The sequence below is a fragment of the Altericroceibacterium xinjiangense genome (assembly GCF_003958635.1).
GTDB classification, from domain to species: domain Bacteria; phylum Pseudomonadota; class Alphaproteobacteria; order Sphingomonadales; family Sphingomonadaceae; genus Altericroceibacterium_A; species Altericroceibacterium_A xinjiangense.
Genome location: NZ_RSEK01000007.1, coordinates 20,491 through 34,976 on the forward strand (window position 1 = coordinate 20,491; position 14,486 = coordinate 34,976).

Genomic DNA, 14,486 nt, shown 5'->3' on the forward strand with positions numbered 1-14,486 from the left:
GCGCCTCTTCCCGCCGCCACCGAGCCCCTGCCGACGCGAACATTGGCAGAAAGACGCAAAGGCGCTATCGGCCGCGCAGCCATGCGCTCAGCTTCGGTTCAGCCGTTTCTGGCGAAGCCGCAGCGAATGAATGGGCGCCGACGCGCCGTGTACGGGACCAATTGCGTGATCACCAGCTCCAAACGAATGAAGGTTTTCGGTCGTTCCGTCCTGCTGGCGGGCAGCCTTGCCGGCCTGCTGGCCGGGGGAGTCCATGCACAGGACACCCAGCAAACATCCCTCGATGACCCCTTCAACATCCCGAACGACGTGCAGATTCTGGGGCAGAATCCCAATCTTCGGCGCGCCACGGCCCGCGTGAACGGCGATGTCATCACCGGGACCGACGTGGAACAGCGTGTCGCGCTGGTGCTTGCGGCCAATCAGGCGGCGCCTTCGGAAGAGGAACTGCAGCGGCTCCGGCTGCAAGTCCTGCGCAACCTGATCGACGAGACGCTGCAGATCCAGGAAGCCGGGGCGCAGGACCTGGCCGTCAGCGATGAAGAAGTGGAGCAGACTTACCGGAACGTCGCTTCGCAGCGGTTCAAGCAAGATACCTCGGAGATGAACGCCTATCTCCGCTCCATCGGTTCTTCCCCTGCCTCGCTCCAGCGGCAGATCCGGGGCGAGCTCTCCTGGAACCGGCTGCTGCAGCGGAACATCCAGCCGTTCGTCAATGTCTCGGCAAGCGAGGTGAACGAACTGCAGGACCGGCTGAAGGCGTCCCGCGGAACCGATGAATACCGTCTGGGCGAAATCTACCTTTCCGCCACCCCTGCCACGCGCGATACCGTGTTCCAGAACGCACAGCAGATCGTGGAGCAACTGAAGCAGGGCGGCAGCTTCGTTGCCTATGCGCGGCAATATTCCCAAGCCTCCACGGCTGCGGTCGGTGGCGATCTCGGCTGGATCCGGCTGGAACAGCTGCAGAATCCGCAGCTGGAAAACTCCGCGCGGACACTGGAACCCGGCCAGCTCGTCGGTCCGGTGGAGATCCCTGGCGGGTTCTCGATCCTCTACCTGATCGACAAGCGGCAGGTCGGCGTGGCCGATCCGCGCGACGCGATACTTAGCCTGAAGCAGATCTCGATCGAATTGCCCAAGGGAATGGCCGAAGACCAGGCGCGCCAGCGGATTGCAAGCTTCTCCGATGCCGTCGGGAAGATCCGCGGGTGCGGCGATGCCGATCAGGCCGCAGCGGCGATGGGCGCAAGCGTCGTCTCCAGCGACCAGCTGCCGGTCCGCAACCTGCCCGAAGCGCTGCAGCAGACCCTGCTGCAGCTCAATGTCGGGCAGAGCACTCCGCCGTTCGGCTCGATCGAAGAAGGCGTCCGCGTCCTGCTGCTGTGCGGACGCGACGATCCCCAGTCGGGTAGCGCCACGCCAAACTTCGACGCGCTGATGGCCCAGCTGGAGGACGACCGGATCAACAGGCGGGCCCAGCGCTACCTGCGCGACCTGCGCCGCGATGCGGTGATCGAATATAACTGAGGACCTGCCCCTCGCGCTCTCGCTTGGCGATCCGGCAGGCGTCGGGCCGGAGCTGATCTGCGAGGCATGGGTGCGCCGGGTCCGGTCCGGTCTGCCGCCGTTCTTCGTGGCAGGAGGGGTTTCCCTGCTGCGCGCAGCGGCTGAGCAGCGCGGGCTGGACGTTCCGGTTCACCCGGTATCCGATGCGGCGGAAGCGGCGGCGCTGTTCGACAAGGCCCTCCCGGTTCTGGGGGAGCTTGATGGCCCCTACCGCCCCGGGAAACCGGATGCCGGCGGCGCAAAGCTCGCCCTTGCCTCCCTTCGGCAAGCGACAGCTCTGGTAACCGGAAAGGCCGCAGGCGCACTCGTCACCGGTCCCATTGCGAAGTCCCGTCTGGCGGAGGTCGGGTTCGATTTTCCCGGACAGACCGAATTCGTCGCCCACGCCTGCGGAGTTCCGGCCACGGATGCCGTGATGCTGCTGGCAGGGCCGCAGCTGCGGACCGTTCCGCTCACCGTTCATGTCGCGCTGGCGGAAGTTCCGACTTTGTTGAGCGTTGAGCTGATCTGTCGACGGACGCGAATTGTCGCGCGAGGCATTCAGCGCGATTTCGGGATCGCACATCCCCGGATCGCCATTGCGGCGCTCAATCCCCACGCCGGGGAACACGGCCGCATGGGCGATGAAGAGCAGCGGATCATCGGCCCCGCGATCGAGACTCTGCGCGCGGAGGGCATCGAGGTGAGCGGACCTTGGCCAGCCGATACGCTGTTCGCCCCTCGCGCCCGGGAAACCTACGATGTGGCGATTGCGATGTACCACGATCAGGCGCTCGTGCCGCTGAAGGCGCTCGATTTCGATGAAGGCGTCAACATGACGCTTGGTCTGCCGATCGTTCGCACGTCGCCCGATCACGGCACCGCTTTCGGCATTGCCGGAACCGGCACGGCCCATCCCGGCGCGACGGTCGCCGCGATCCGGCTGGCCGGGCAAGCCGCGGCACGGCGCGCGCGATGACCCTCCCTCCGCTGCGTGAGGTAATTGCCGCGCATGGTCTCAAGGCGACAAAGGCTCTGGGGCAGAACTTCCTGCTGGACGAGCAATTGCTTGACCGGATCGCCGCGATCCCCGGCAGCTTGGCTGACACGGCGGTGCTGGAAGTCGGACCGGGTCCCGGAGGGCTGACACGGGCGCTACTGCGCGCGGGAGCGCGAGTGATGGCGATCGAGATGGACCGGCGCTGCCTGCCCGCGCTGGCCGAACTGGAACAGGCTTTCCCCGGCAAGCTGCGCGTGGTTGAAGGCGATGCCCTGACGATCGATCACGATGAATTGATGGGAGAACCTTACGCGGTTGTCGCCAACTTGCCCTACAACGTCGGGACAGTGCTGCTGACGCGCTGGCTCGGCGGGCAGGAATGGCCCCCGCGCTGGCGCTCGCTCACCCTGATGTTCCAGCAGGAAGTGGCCGAGCGGATCGTCGCCAAGCCGGCAAGCGATGCCTACGGCCGTCTCGCGGTGCTGGCGCAATGGCGCTCAACCGCCAAGCTGGCGATGAAGGTGCACCGCAGCGCCTTCACTCCTCCGCCCAAGGTCATGAGCGCGATTGTCCACATCGAGCCGACCGCCATGCCGGAAGGGGTTTCGGCCAGGGTGCTGGAACGGCTGACGCAAGCCGCGTTCGGCCAGCGGCGCAAGATGCTGCGCCAGAGCCTGAAGGGAACGCCCGGCGCGGCCGAGGCAATGGACGAAGTAGGAATCGATCCCACCCGGCGCGCGGAAACCGTCACGATCGAGGAATTCGTCGCACTCGCGCGGGTGTTGTCGGGCACGACTTGATGCGCCTGTCACCGCGCGTGGTGTGAAGCGGTTCTGTTGTCCGGTTCGCGCATCAACTCAGGGGGCCAGGCACGTTCGTGATCGGAAAGGTCGCGCCTGTCACTGCAGGCAGGGTGGGGCCGCTCTGGTGCCAGGCTCGCGCGCTTGTTCTGGGGGCGAAGACCGCTGTGGGTGGAGGAAGATCGCGCCTGCCCTCGCAGGTCCGGTGGGGCGATTCTGTTGCCAGGCTCGCGCGCCCTTGTTTTGGGGGCGAAGACCGCTGTGGGTGGAGGAAGATCGCGCCTGCCCTCGCAGGTCCGGTGGGGCGATTCTGTTGCCAGGCTCGCCCCGGGCCCCTGGTATCCCTTCTGTTGCCCGGTGGGTCCAACCGCGCTTTAGCTTTGTAATGTCAGGCCGTTAGGCCCTCAATTACGCTGCAATAGCGAGTGCTTCGTTATCGTTGGCACTTGTGTGTTTTGAGCCTTGAACGGGTTACTCAGCCCGGGCGAAAGCGATGCCTTTCAACACACGTCGATCCTGGTTCGGCCCCGTCATTTCCCCCCATGATATCCCGCAAAGGACACCGAGGAGAGAAGTGGTGGAGCCGCCGGGTACTGCCCCCGGGTCCGCTGTGCCTATTGCACACCACACTTTATCGCCATAGCCGGTCGAAACCGGCAGGGACTGATATAGGCGGTTCTTGCTGAATGTGAAGTGACCAAGGCGCCCTATTTCGCCCCGCCCGTGTCCTTCCTCAATTCCAGCAGGATCTGCTTCAGCACGTCGAGCTGCGGATCGGTCGGGACGCTGCTGTTGGCAGAAGTGTCCTCCAGCGACTTTTTCTTCTCGTCGATCTCGTCCATCACCCGGTTGACGGACTTGACCAGCAGGAACAGCGCGAAGGCGACGATCAGGAAGTTGACCACCTGCGTCAGGAAATCGCCATAGCCCAGCATCGGCACGCCCGCCTGCTTCAGCTGCGCGTAGTTTTCCGGGTCTCCCGTGTAGGATACCGGGACCGGTCCCAAACGGATGAAATAGTTCGAGAAGTCCACCACACCAACGATGGCGGCGATCAGCGGCATGATGATGCTTTCGGTCAGCGCCGTGACGATCCGTCCGAAAGCGGCACCGATGACCACGCCGACCGCGAGATCCAGCACGTTGCCGCGGGCGACGAATTTCTTGAATTCTCCGATGAAGCCCATCCGTTCCTCTCCTGCCCCGGCACCGGCTCGGCGCCCCCTGCCATCCCCCTCCCCGGCCGACAAGACTCGGGCCGGGCGGGCCGGGACGTTTGCAAGCCTTCGCACCCATGCTAACTGGATGCGAACTGTGCCTTGGGAGGTTTTCGACAATGCCGACTGTTTCCGTCACTCGCCTGGGACGCCTGGCGGTGCTCGTGATCGCCGCGCTCGGCCTCGCTTCCTGCGGGATCAACGAAGTGCCGACCAAGGAAGAGGAAGCAAAAGCGCGCTGGGCCGACGTGCAGAGCGCCTATCAGCGGCGGGCCGACCTTGTCCCCAACCTCGTCGCGACCGCGAGGGCGGCGGCCGGATCGGAAAACCAGATCCTGTCCAACGTCACCAACGCGCGGGCGCGGGCCACCTCGATCAACGTCACGACCGACGACTTGTCCGACCCGGCGGAGTTCCAGCAATTTCAGCAGGCGCAGAACCAGCTGACCCAGGCGCTGGGCCAGCTGCGCACCGTGGTGGAAAGCTATCCCGACCTCCAGAGCCAAGCCCGCTTTGCCGACCTGATGACCCAGCTGGAAGGGACCGAGAACCGGATCGATGTCGCGCGCACCCGCTACAACGAGGCGGTGCAGGACTACAACACGACCATCCGCACCTTCCCTTCGGCCATTGGTGCGAAGGTGATCCACGGTGCGGAGCCGCTGCAGCCCTTCACCGCCGAACCGGAAACGCAGGCCGCTCCGCAAGTCGACTTCGGCGATATCGGCGCGCCCGCTCCGGCGGCGAACGACAACGTCGGCGCAGGCCAGCCCGCGGCGGCGGCTCGCTGACCCGCCGGTGAAACGGCTTTTCCTCTGGCTGGCCGTCATCCTGGCCCTGGCGGCGGCTCCGGGTACCGCCGCCGAGTATCCGGCACGCCCCAGCGGCCCCATCCTGGACGCCGCAAACCTGTTGCCGCCCGCCGAGGAAGCCGCGATCGGCCAGCAACTGGCCCAGTACAACGCGCAGACCGGCCGCGCGGTGGTGGTTGCCACCGTAAACGACCTGCAGGGGCTGCCGATAGCGACCTATACGCAGCAACTGGCGGAAACATGGGACATCGGCGGGGCCGAGACGGAAGAAGGCGTCCTGTTCCTGATCGCTCCGCAGGAACGCGATCTCTGGATCACCACCGCACGCGGCGTTCAGGGCAACCTGACCGACGCAATGGTCGGACGGATCATCCGGAACGACATCGTCCCGCGGTTCAGGCAGGGTGACTACGCCGGCGGGATCGCTGTCGGCGTCAATCAGATTATCGAAGTCCTCAACATGGACCCGGCCAGCGCAGAGGCGGTTGCCGAAGCAGCGGCCGCGGCCGAACGGCAGCAGGGGCAAGCGACAGGTTCGACCAGCATCGCGAGCGTCTTCTTCTGGATCTTCCTGATCGTGATGTTCATGCTCATCTTCGGGCGCGGTGGCGGCGGAAGGCGCGGCCGGCGCTATCGCCGCGGCGGGATCAGCCCGCTGGTCATGTTGTGGGGTGCAAGTGCACTGTCGAGCCATGTCGGACGGCGCGGCGGGTTCGGGGGCGGATTTGGCGGCGGCGGTTTCGGCGGTGGCGGCTTCGGTGGAGGTGGGGGCTTCGGCGGCTTTGGCGGCGGAGGCGGCGGCTTCAACGGCGGCGGCGCAGGCGGCAGCTGGTAATGGCAGGTCTCTACCTCGATCCCGCCCAGCACCGGTTGGTGAGCGATGCGGTCGCCCGGGCAGAGCAGCTCAGTTCCGGCGAAATCGTGACCGTCGTGGCGGATCGTTCCGACGGGTACAGCGACATCGCGCTGGCCTGGTCGGCCCTCATCGCGCTGACGGCGCTGGTGGTGCTGGCGTGGTTTCCCGGATTTTACCTCGATCTGGTCGACTCGATGCTGGGCGACTGGAACCACGTCTGGACGCCGTCGGCGATCTTCGGCCTGGCGGCGAGCGTCGCGATCCTGAAATTCGTCGCCGTCTGGGCCATCCAGTTGTGGCAGCCGCTGAAATTCGCCGTCATTCCCGGTCCGATCAAGACTGCCCGCGTGCGAGACCGCGCCATCAGCTTGTTCCGCATCGGAGCCGAGCGGAAGACTACCGGGCGCACCGGGATCGTGATCTATCTTTCCATGCGGGAACACCGGGCCGAAATCGTTGCGGATGAGGCGATCGCATCCAGGGTCGATCCGGAAGTCTGGGGCGATGCAATGGCCGCGATGGTTGAGCACCTGCGCCAGGGCCGCATCGCGGAAGGCATGATCGCGGCGGTCGAACACGTCGGCGCCGTCCTGGCCGAGCATTTCCCGCGCGCCGAGGGCGACCGGAACGAGCTACCCGACCGGCTGGTCGAATTGTAACCCCAAGACACAGGAGAAGGCGTGACCGACCGCCCCCCAACGAGCGATTCCGAACGCGACCTTCCCCCCGACGCCGAGGCGCCCGAAAAGATCGAGTGGGGCGGCGAGTTCGTCCTCGCGAAAAGCCGGGGCCGCTGGGAATACGCGGGACGGGCCCGCAACATCCGCGCCGCGGCCATCCTGGCGATCGACGCGGGCGAGGTGATCCTTGTCGATCAGTACCGCGTGCCGATGGGCCGGTTCAGCCTTGAATTGCCCGCCGGCCTGATCGGAGACGAGGATGGTGCCGAGGGCGAAGGCGCACTTGCGACCGCCGCGCGAGAGCTGGAAGAGGAAACCGGATACCGGGCCGCGAACCTGGAAGACCTGGGAGAATTCTTCTCCTCCCCCGGAATGCTGACCGAAAGCTTCACGCTGGTGAAGGCGACGGGGCTGACACAGGTGGGGGATGGCGGCGGGACGGATACCGAGGACATCATTGTCCTTCGCGTGCCGATCGATCGCATTGCCGAAACCGTCAGGGAATACCGCGCCCGGGGCCACGGCATCGACGTGAAGCTGCTGGCCTTGCTCGGCAGCGGATTCCTGGAGGATTCCGCCCAGTGAAGGTGTTCATCGTCGGCGCGGGCGCCATGGGATGTCTTTACGCGGGGGCGTTCCACCGCGCCGGTTGCGCGGTGACGCTGGTCGACGTGAACCGCGAACATCTCGAAGCGATCAGCGCGAACGGACTGGAACTGGAAACCCGCGCCGGGACAGAGCATCTGCCGCTGGCTGCCGTGCATCCGGCTGAGGTCAGCGGCACGGCCGACCTGATCCTCCTGTTCACCAAGACCTTCCAGACCGATGCCGCACTGGCGGGGGTGAAGACGATCATTGGCCCGGAAACCCGGGTGCTGACCCTGCAGAACGGGCTCGGCAACGATGAGCGGGTGGCGCGCCATGTGGCGCGGGAGAACGTGCTGACGGGCGTCAGCACCCTGCCCTCCGACCTCGTAGGGCCCGGGCGCGTGCGATCCCACGGCGAAGGCGGGACGAAGCTGTACCCGGCGTTCTCCACCGACGAAGGTTTCGCCCGCACAGTGGCGGAGCGGCTCACCGCCGGCGGCCTGCCGTCGGGACTCGATCCCGCGATCGGAAGCGCGATCTGGTCCAAGGCGATCTTCAACGCGGCAATGAACCCGCTTTGCGCCCTCACGCGCCGCACTCCCGGATTCCTGGGCGCTAACCCGGAAAGCCGCGCGATGATCCGGCAAGCGGTGGCCGAAGGCGCCGCCACGGCAGAGGCGAGCGGCGTGGCGGTGGATGCGCAGGCGATCCTTGACCTGACGGAAGTCTCCATGAGCGATCACGCGAACCATGAACCCTCGATGCTGCAGGATCTCAACGCCGGGCGGCGAACCGAGGTGGACGCGATCAATGGCGCGATCGTGGAAGCGGCGGAGCAAGCGGGCGTGGCCACGCCGCTGCTCCAGACGCTGTGGCAGCTGGTCAGGCTGGAAGAAGCCAAGCTGGCTTAAGGCGCTTTTCTTTTCCCCGCCGGAGCCATAGCAATCCAGATCAAAGGAGAGAGCCGATGGCCCGGAACAACACAATCACCCTTTACGACCTGCAGCTTTCCACCGGCGCGACCATCAGCCCGTTCGTCTGGGCGACCAAGTACGCGCTGAAGCACAAGGGGTTCGACATCGACGTTGTCCCCGGCGGGTTCACCGGCGTCCTTGAGCGGACCGGCGGCCAGACGGAGCGGCTGCCCGCGATTGTCGACGACGGCGAATGGGTGCTCGATAGCTGGACGATCGTCGAATATCTCGACCAGAAGTACCCCGACCGCCCCGCCCTGATCCCGCACCCGAGCGTCGCTGCTCAGCTGCGGGTGCTCGATGCCTGGTTCTGGCGCGTCGCGACTTCCCCGTGGATGCGGTGCTACTGCGCCGATTACCGTGACTTGTCCCTGCCGCAAGACCACGAATACGTCACCCGCACGCGCGAAGCGATCATCGGGATGAAGCTGGAGGATCGGCAGGCCGGGCGTGAGGATCGCCTTCCGGGGATCTCCGCCGAACTGGAACCGTTGCGCCTGGCCTTGCGTGAATTCCCGTGGCTCGGCGGCGAAACGCCGAACTATGCCGATTACCGCATCCTTGGCTCCGTGCTGTTTACCGCCTCCGTCTGCCGCATCCCCGCGCTGGCAGAGGACGATCCCCTGCGCGACTGGATCGAGCGGTGCCGTGACTTGTATGACGGGCTCGGCCGTCATCCGGGACTGAACCAGCTTTACGGGCTCCAGCCGCGGGAGGACCAGCCCGAACCGTTCCAGAAGGTTCAGGGCGCGGGCGGCATCCACAAGCGCAACAGCGGTCCGCAGTCGACCCGCAGCGAGTCCGAAACCATCGGCAAGGGACTGACCAAGTCGTGACCGGCCGCCCGCGCGTCCTTCTCACCCGGCGCTGGCCGGAGGAAGTCGAGCGAACCATGGCGGAGCGGTTCGACCTTGTGGTGGATCAGGCGGATGTCCCGCTCGATCAGCGGACTCTCGCGTCGGCAATGGCGGAATTCGACGTGCTCTGCCCGACGGTGTCCGACCGGATCGACAGCGAGGTGATTGCAGGCGGAAACCGGGTCAAGCTGATCGCCAACTACGGCGTCGGCTTCGATCACATCGATCTGGCGGCCGCGAAAGCAAAAGGGATCGCGGTCACCAACACGCCCGGCGTGCTGACCGATGCGACCGCCGACCTCGCGCTGACCCTGATGCTGATGGCGGCCCGGCGGGCCGGCGAAGGGGAGCGGGAAGTGCGCGCCGGGCAGTGGACCGGCTGGCGGCCGACCCACCTGCTCGGCTCCTCCCTTGGCGGCAAGGTTCTGGGCCTGATCGGCTTCGGGCGAATTGCGCAAGCGACGGCGCGGCGGGCGCGCGGCTTCGGAATGCGGATCGCCTATTTCGGGCGGCGCGAAGCGGACCCGGCAATCGCTCGGGAACTGGAGGCGGAGTTCCATCCCGATCTCGCAAGTCTTCTGTCGGTGGCCGACTTCGTGTCCCTGCACGTGCCGGGCGGACCGGAAACCGAAAACCTGATCGATGCGGCCGCGCTGGCGGCGATGAAGCCAGGAGCCTACCTGATCAACACCGCGCGCGGATCGGTGGTCGATCACGCGGCGCTGGCGTATGCCTTGCGCGAAGGCCGCCTCGCCGGAGCGGGGCTGGACGTCTATCCGCACGAGCCGAAGGTTCCGGACGAGCTGGCGGGACTGGAGAACGTCGTCCTCCTGCCCCATCTCGGCAGCGCAACGCAGGAAACACGCACCGCGATGGGCCTGCGCGCCATTGCCAACATCGAAGCCTGGATCGAGGGTCAGCCGCTGCCCGACCGGGTGGCATGAAGGACCCGATCGCTGCGCTGATCGAAGCCGAAGCGCTGCCGGAAAGCTACCGCACGGTGGTGGAGCAGTGCTGGCGTCCGCTGGCGGCGTCGATTGCCCGACGCGCGGCGGACAAGCGCCCGCTGCTGATCGGCGTCAACGGCGCGCAGGGAAGCGGGAAATCGACCGCCTGCCGGTTTCTGGAAGCACTGCTGGCGGAACAGGACCTGCGCGCGGTGACTCTCTCGCTCGACGATCTGTACTGCACCCGGGCGGAGCGGGAGCGGCTGGCCCGCGGTGTCCATCCGCTGTTCGTCACGAGGGGGGTACCCGGAACGCACGATGTGGCGCTGGGGATGGAGGTGCTGGACCGGCTCCTGTCCGGGCGCGGCGCGGCACTGCCCCGCTTCGACAAGGCGCGGGATGACCGCTCCCCTTCTCCTGAGCAAGTGAAGGGTGCTGTCGATGTCGTGCTGTTCGAAGGCTGGTGCGTCGGGGCGGCGCCGCAGCCGGAAGACGCCCTCGCCCGGCCGATCAACCGTCTGGAGGCTGAGGAAGACCCGGCCGGCAATTGGCGGCGCCACGTCAATCACAGGCTTTCCACCGACTACGCCCGTCTGTTCGCACGGACCGACCTGCTGGTGATGCTGAAGGTGACCGGCTTCGAGGTGGTTCGTGCAAACCGACTGCGGCAGGAAGAAAAACTCGCCCGGCCCCGCCCCGAAGGCCCGGCGCTGATGGACGCAGCGGCGATCGAGCGCTTCATCGCCCACTACGAACGGCTGACGCGCTGGACGCTGGCGGAAATGCCGGGCCGGGCCGACGTCCTGTTCGAAGTCGACGCCGGCCAGCGCCCGCACGCCAGCCGCGGGTTGACGGGCGCGAACTATTCCACCGGGTAGGCCATCGTCGAAAGCAAGGCGATTTCCGCCGCGCGGCTGTCCAGCCGGGTGTGCTGGACCACGATGGGCACGTCGCTTTCGATCACGCTGGCATAGGGAATGCCCAGCGGCATTTGTTCGGGATCGCTCAGGTTGTTGAACCGCACGTGCTTCGTCCGGCGCGCGCCGACTGTCTCGCGGTAAGGGCCGGCGGGTTCCCTGTCGGTGAAGAAGATCGTGATCGTGACGCTCGCGTCCTGATCGCCCGTGTTGAGGATGCAGGCCGCTTCGTGGCTCAGCAGTTCCTCGTTCGCGTTGACCATGCTTTCTGCAGGAATGTATCCTTCAGGAATTACCCAGCGCGTGCGTCCGATCGCTTCCATCGATGCCTCCAGTAATTTGCCGTTGCAGTCCGCCAACGCCCGGGGGCGAGGCTCCGTTTCCGGAGACGCCGAATTTCGGCACCCGGCACCGGCTTCGCGGAACCGGCTTCTTCCGGAAAGCTTTGTAGACGGTATGCGCAACACCACTCTGTCCGATCCGCCCGTCGTCGTCGTTACCGGAGCATCCGCGGGGGTCGGCAGAGCCGTCGTCCGGCGGTTTGCGCAGGACAAGGCGAAGATTGCCCTGATCGCCCGGGGTATCGAGGGACTGGAAGGCACTAAACGCGAAGTGGAGGAAGCCGGGGGCGAGGCGCTGATCTGTCAATGCGACGTCGCCGATGCCGACGCGGTGGAACAAGCGGCGCACAGGATAGAGGAGCGGTTCGGTCCGATCGACATCTGGATCAACGCCGCGTTCGCCGGGATTCTGTCGCGCTTCCTCGACATGTCGATGGAGGATTATGAGCGGGTAACGAAGGTCACTTACCTTGGTCAGGTCCACGGCACCTATGCGGCGCTGAAACGCATGGTCCCGCGCGACCGGGGATCGATCGTGCTGGTGGGAAGCGCGCTCGCCTATCGCGGCATCCCGCTCCAGTCCGCCTACTGCGGGGCGAAGCACGCGATCCAGGGATTCCAGGACTCGATCCGCACGGAGTTGATCCACGCGAAATCGAACGTTCAGGTCAGCATGGTTCAGCTGCCGGGGGTCAACACCCCGCAATTCGACTGGATCAAGACCAACCTGCCGAACAAGCCAAAGCCCGCCAGCCCTCCCTACCAACCGGAGATTCCGGCCGAGGCGATCCACTATGCCGCTCATCACAAGCGCAAGGAGATGCTGCTCGGCTGGCCGACCATCCAGGCCGTGTGGGGTGATCGCATCGCCTCTCCGCTGGTGGACCGGTATCTCGCCGCCACGGGCGTTTCGGGGCAGCAGGCCAAGGAGCCGGTCTCGCCCGACCGCCGCAACAACCTGTACGAACCTGTGCCCGGCGATTTCGGGGCTCATGGGCGGTTCGACTCCACCGCCCGCACCCGCAGTTCCCAGTTGTGGCTGACGACCCACCCGGTTGAGGTAATCGCCGGAACAGCCCTGGCGCTGGCAGTCGGGGGTCTGGCCTGGCTCGGAACTCGTTCACGCCGATGAGCCGAAAGGACATCGCGGACTATGCCTTGATCGGCGATTGCGAGACGGCCGCGCTGATCAACCGGCAAGGGACGCTGGAGTGGCTCTGCTTTCCCCGCTTCGATTCCGAAGCCTGTTGCACGGCGCTGCTGGGGGACGAGGAGAACGGCTGCTGGAAGATCGATGTTGCCGGAGCCACGGGCGAGACCAGTCGTCGGTACCGCGGCGATACCCTGATCCTTGAAACCGAGATTGCCTGCGAGACCGGCCGGGTTCGCCTGATCGATTTCATGCCGATCCGGGGTGAGGCGCCCGATGTGGTGCGGATCGTCGAATGCCTTGAAGGTGAAGCCGAGGTAACCAGTCAGCTGCTGCTGCGGTTCGACTACGGCCGGATCAATCCGCTCGTGTACGAGAAGGGAGAGAAACGCGCCGTCGCCATCAGCGGCCCGGATGGAGTCAGCCTCAACTTCGATGTCGGGATCGAATTCGCCGATCGCCGCTTCACCAGCCAGTTCACGATCACGGAAGGAGAGCGCCGCTCTCTTGTCCTGACATGGTTTCCCAGTCACGAGAAAGTGCCCGATCGGGTCGATCCGATCCGCGCGTTGCGCGACACGGAGGACTTCTGGGCCGACTGGCTGGAGGAAGTCGAATACCACGGCGAGTATCGCGACACCGTCGTCCGATCGCTGATCACGCTGAAGGCCCTGATCCACCGGCCGACCGGCGGCATCATCGCCGCGCCCACTTCGTCCCTGCCGGAAAATCCCGGCGGGGTCCGCAATTGGGATTATCGTTACTGCTGGCTGCGCGATGCCACCTTCACCCTGCTGGCGCTGACCAGCATGGGCATGAAACAGGAAGCCAAGGCGTGGATCGACTGGCTGCGCCGCGCCACCGGTGGTGATCCCATTCACCTGCAGCCGTTCTACACCGTCACCGGCGATCACCGCGCGCTGGAGTGGACGGCCGACTGGCTAAGTGGGTTCAACGGCGCGCAGCCCGTTCGTTTCGGCAATGGTGCGGAAATACAGCTCCAGCTCGATGTTTATGGCGAAGTGGTCGACGCGCTGTACCAGGCTATCGAGCAAGGGATCTCGGACAGTCCCGAGACGCTGGCCCTGATCGGGATGCTGGCCGATTGTCTGGAAAAGGAATGGCAGAAACCGGATGCCGGCATCTGGGAAATCCGGTCAAATCCGCTTCACCACACGTATTCCAAGGTCATGTGCTGGGCCGCGTTCGACCGGGCCGCCGCCGCGTTCCGCGACCACGACGAGGAACGGTGCCGCCGCTATCGCGATCTTGCCCGCGAAGTGGCGGAGGAGGTGCTGGAAAAAGGCTTCGACAAGGAGCTTAACGCCTTCGTCTATGCCTTCGGCAGCAAGAAGATGGATGCGGCGGCCTTGCGGATTCCGCTGGTCGGCTTTCTTCCGCCGGACGATCCGCGTGTGGTCGGAACCGTTGAGGCAATCGAGCGCGAGTTGAAGCACGGCCCGCTGGTACGCCGCTACGCCGGCGACATAGAAGACGGGCTGGAAGGCGATGAGGGCGCATTCGTCGCCGCAAGCTTCTGGCTCGCCGACGTCTATTGCATGCAAGGCCGCAAGGACGATGCCCGCGCGATCTTCGAAGGCTTGCTGGACCGTGCCAACGACCTCGGCCTCCTGAGCGAGGAACTGGCGCTGGACAGCACTCGGCAGCTCGGCAACTTCCCGCAGGGACTATCGCACTTGTCGCTCGTGGGGACCGCTTATCGGCTGATGAACGGTCATGGAGAGGATCGGCCTGCCCAGTCGGAGTAACGCCGTGGCCGCCTGTTCCAGCCGGGCGCC

15 protein-coding genes and 1 other RNA gene are annotated in these 14,486 nt (G+C 65.7%); 13 read left to right on the top strand and 3 right to left on the bottom strand.

Annotated elements, in window-relative coordinates; all coding sequences use genetic code 11:
• Nucleotides 1-186 precede the first annotated feature (186 nt).
• From ELY13_RS09400 to rsmA, 3 genes are read left to right on the top strand one after another with little or no spacing between them, the layout of a single operon-like run.
• Nucleotides 187-1,530 carry a peptidylprolyl isomerase gene (locus tag ELY13_RS09400; RefSeq protein ID WP_126173664.1) on the top strand — a complete coding sequence of 448 codons (1,344 nt, stop codon included), beginning with the start codon at nucleotides 187-189 and terminating at the stop codon, nucleotides 1,528-1,530.
• The gene (pdxA, locus tag ELY13_RS09405) at nucleotides 1,523-2,527 is read left to right on the top strand and encodes a 4-hydroxythreonine-4-phosphate dehydrogenase PdxA (RefSeq protein ID WP_126173665.1); all 1,005 of its coding nucleotides are present in this window, start codon (nucleotides 1,523-1,525) and stop codon (nucleotides 2,525-2,527) included. The genes ELY13_RS09400 and pdxA overlap by 8 nt, the downstream gene beginning before the upstream one ends.
• A complete protein-coding gene (gene rsmA / locus ELY13_RS09410) occupies nucleotides 2,524-3,348 on the top strand; it encodes a 16S rRNA (adenine(1518)-N(6)/adenine(1519)-N(6))-dimethyltransferase RsmA (RefSeq protein ID WP_126173666.1) in 825 nt (274 codons plus the stop codon). The genes pdxA and rsmA overlap by 4 nt, the downstream gene beginning before the upstream one ends.
• 336 nt (nucleotides 3,349-3,684) lie before the next feature.
• Here rsmA and ssrA read toward each other — a convergent pair.
• Both ssrA and mscL read right to left on the bottom strand, forming a co-directional pair.
• Nucleotides 3,685-4,045: a transfer-messenger RNA gene (gene ssrA / locus ELY13_RS09415) on the bottom strand.
• 10 nt (nucleotides 4,046-4,055) lie between these two features.
• Nucleotides 4,056-4,535, bottom strand: a complete 480-nt coding sequence (mscL, locus tag ELY13_RS09420) for a large conductance mechanosensitive channel protein MscL (RefSeq protein ID WP_126173667.1) — start codon at nucleotides 4,533-4,535, stop codon at nucleotides 4,056-4,058.
• Between the two features lie 149 nt (nucleotides 4,536-4,684).
• On the opposite strand from mscL, the gene ELY13_RS09425 reads away from it, so the two are divergent.
• From ELY13_RS09425 to ELY13_RS09460, 8 genes are read left to right on the top strand one after another with little or no spacing between them, the layout of a single operon-like run.
• On the top strand, nucleotides 4,685-5,356 hold the full coding sequence (locus ELY13_RS09425; protein ID WP_126173668.1) for a LemA family protein: 672 nt from the start codon (nucleotides 4,685-4,687) through the stop codon (nucleotides 5,354-5,356).
• A gap of 7 nt (nucleotides 5,357-5,363) precedes the next feature.
• On the top strand, nucleotides 5,364-6,212 hold the full coding sequence (locus tag ELY13_RS09430) for a TPM domain-containing protein (protein ID WP_126173669.1): 849 nt from the start codon (nucleotides 5,364-5,366) through the stop codon (nucleotides 6,210-6,212).
• Nucleotides 6,212-6,892: a TPM domain-containing protein gene (locus ELY13_RS09435; RefSeq protein ID WP_126173670.1), complete on the top strand. Its 681-nt coding sequence runs from the start codon at nucleotides 6,212-6,214 to the stop codon at nucleotides 6,890-6,892. The genes ELY13_RS09430 and ELY13_RS09435 overlap by 1 nt, the downstream gene beginning before the upstream one ends.
• Nucleotides 6,893-6,913: 21 nt before the next feature.
• Entirely contained in the window at nucleotides 6,914-7,498 is a 585-nt protein-coding gene (locus tag ELY13_RS09440) for an NUDIX hydrolase (protein WP_126173671.1), read from the top strand.
• Complete coding sequence (locus ELY13_RS09445) at nucleotides 7,495-8,412, top strand: ketopantoate reductase family protein (RefSeq protein ID WP_126173672.1); 918 nt, start codon at nucleotides 7,495-7,497, stop codon at nucleotides 8,410-8,412. The genes ELY13_RS09440 and ELY13_RS09445 overlap by 4 nt, the downstream gene beginning before the upstream one ends.
• A 56-nt stretch (nucleotides 8,413-8,468) precedes the next feature.
• Complete coding sequence (locus ELY13_RS09450) at nucleotides 8,469-9,311, top strand: beta-etherase (protein ID WP_126173673.1); 843 nt, start codon at nucleotides 8,469-8,471, stop codon at nucleotides 9,309-9,311.
• Nucleotides 9,308-10,276 carry a 2-hydroxyacid dehydrogenase gene (locus ELY13_RS09455; protein ID WP_126173674.1) on the top strand — a complete coding sequence of 323 codons (969 nt, stop codon included), beginning with the start codon at nucleotides 9,308-9,310 and terminating at the stop codon, nucleotides 10,274-10,276. The genes ELY13_RS09450 and ELY13_RS09455 overlap by 4 nt, the downstream gene beginning before the upstream one ends.
• A complete protein-coding gene (locus tag ELY13_RS09460; RefSeq protein ID WP_126173675.1) occupies nucleotides 10,273-11,157 on the top strand; it encodes a kinase in 885 nt (294 codons plus the stop codon). Before ELY13_RS09455 ends, ELY13_RS09460 begins: the two co-directional genes overlap by 4 nt.
• Here ELY13_RS09460 and ELY13_RS09465 read toward each other — a convergent pair.
• On the bottom strand, nucleotides 11,142-11,519 hold the full coding sequence (locus ELY13_RS09465; RefSeq protein WP_126173676.1) for a sensory rhodopsin transducer: 378 nt from the start codon (nucleotides 11,517-11,519) through the stop codon (nucleotides 11,142-11,144). The two genes, ELY13_RS09460 and ELY13_RS09465, sit on opposite strands and share 16 nt — an antisense overlap.
• A 133-nt stretch (nucleotides 11,520-11,652) precedes the next feature.
• On the opposite strand from ELY13_RS09465, the gene ELY13_RS09470 reads away from it, so the two are divergent.
• On the top strand, nucleotides 11,653-12,669 hold the full coding sequence (locus tag ELY13_RS09470; protein WP_126173677.1) for an SDR family oxidoreductase: 1,017 nt from the start codon (nucleotides 11,653-11,655) through the stop codon (nucleotides 12,667-12,669).
• A complete protein-coding gene (locus ELY13_RS09475; protein ID WP_126173678.1) occupies nucleotides 12,666-14,456 on the top strand; it encodes a glycoside hydrolase family 15 protein in 1,791 nt (596 codons plus the stop codon). Before ELY13_RS09470 ends, ELY13_RS09475 begins: the two co-directional genes overlap by 4 nt.
• Nucleotides 14,457-14,486: the final 30 nt, after the last annotated feature.

Coding starts and splice junctions, on each gene's coding strand:
- ELY13_RS09400 (WP_126173664.1), top strand. CDS start 187: ATGAAGGTTTTCGGTCGTTCCGTCCTGCTGGCGGGCAGCCTTGCCGGC.
- rsmA (WP_126173666.1), top strand. CDS start 2,524: ATGACCCTCCCTCCGCTGCGTGAGGTAATTGCCGCGCATGGTCTCAAG.
- mscL (WP_126173667.1), bottom strand. CDS start 4,535: ATGGGCTTCATCGGAGAATTCAAGAAATTCGTCGCCCGCGGCAACGTG.
- ELY13_RS09425 (WP_126173668.1), top strand. CDS start 4,685: ATGCCGACTGTTTCCGTCACTCGCCTGGGACGCCTGGCGGTGCTCGTG.
- ELY13_RS09435 (WP_126173670.1), top strand. CDS start 6,212: ATGGCAGGTCTCTACCTCGATCCCGCCCAGCACCGGTTGGTGAGCGAT.
- ELY13_RS09450 (WP_126173673.1), top strand. CDS start 8,469: ATGGCCCGGAACAACACAATCACCCTTTACGACCTGCAGCTTTCCACC.
- ELY13_RS09460 (WP_126173675.1), top strand. CDS start 10,273: ATGAAGGACCCGATCGCTGCGCTGATCGAAGCCGAAGCGCTGCCGGAA.
- ELY13_RS09465 (WP_126173676.1), bottom strand. CDS start 11,519: ATGGAAGCGATCGGACGCACGCGCTGGGTAATTCCTGAAGGATACATT.
- ELY13_RS09470 (WP_126173677.1), top strand. CDS start 11,653: ATGCGCAACACCACTCTGTCCGATCCGCCCGTCGTCGTCGTTACCGGA.
- ELY13_RS09475 (WP_126173678.1), top strand. CDS start 12,666: ATGAGCCGAAAGGACATCGCGGACTATGCCTTGATCGGCGATTGCGAG.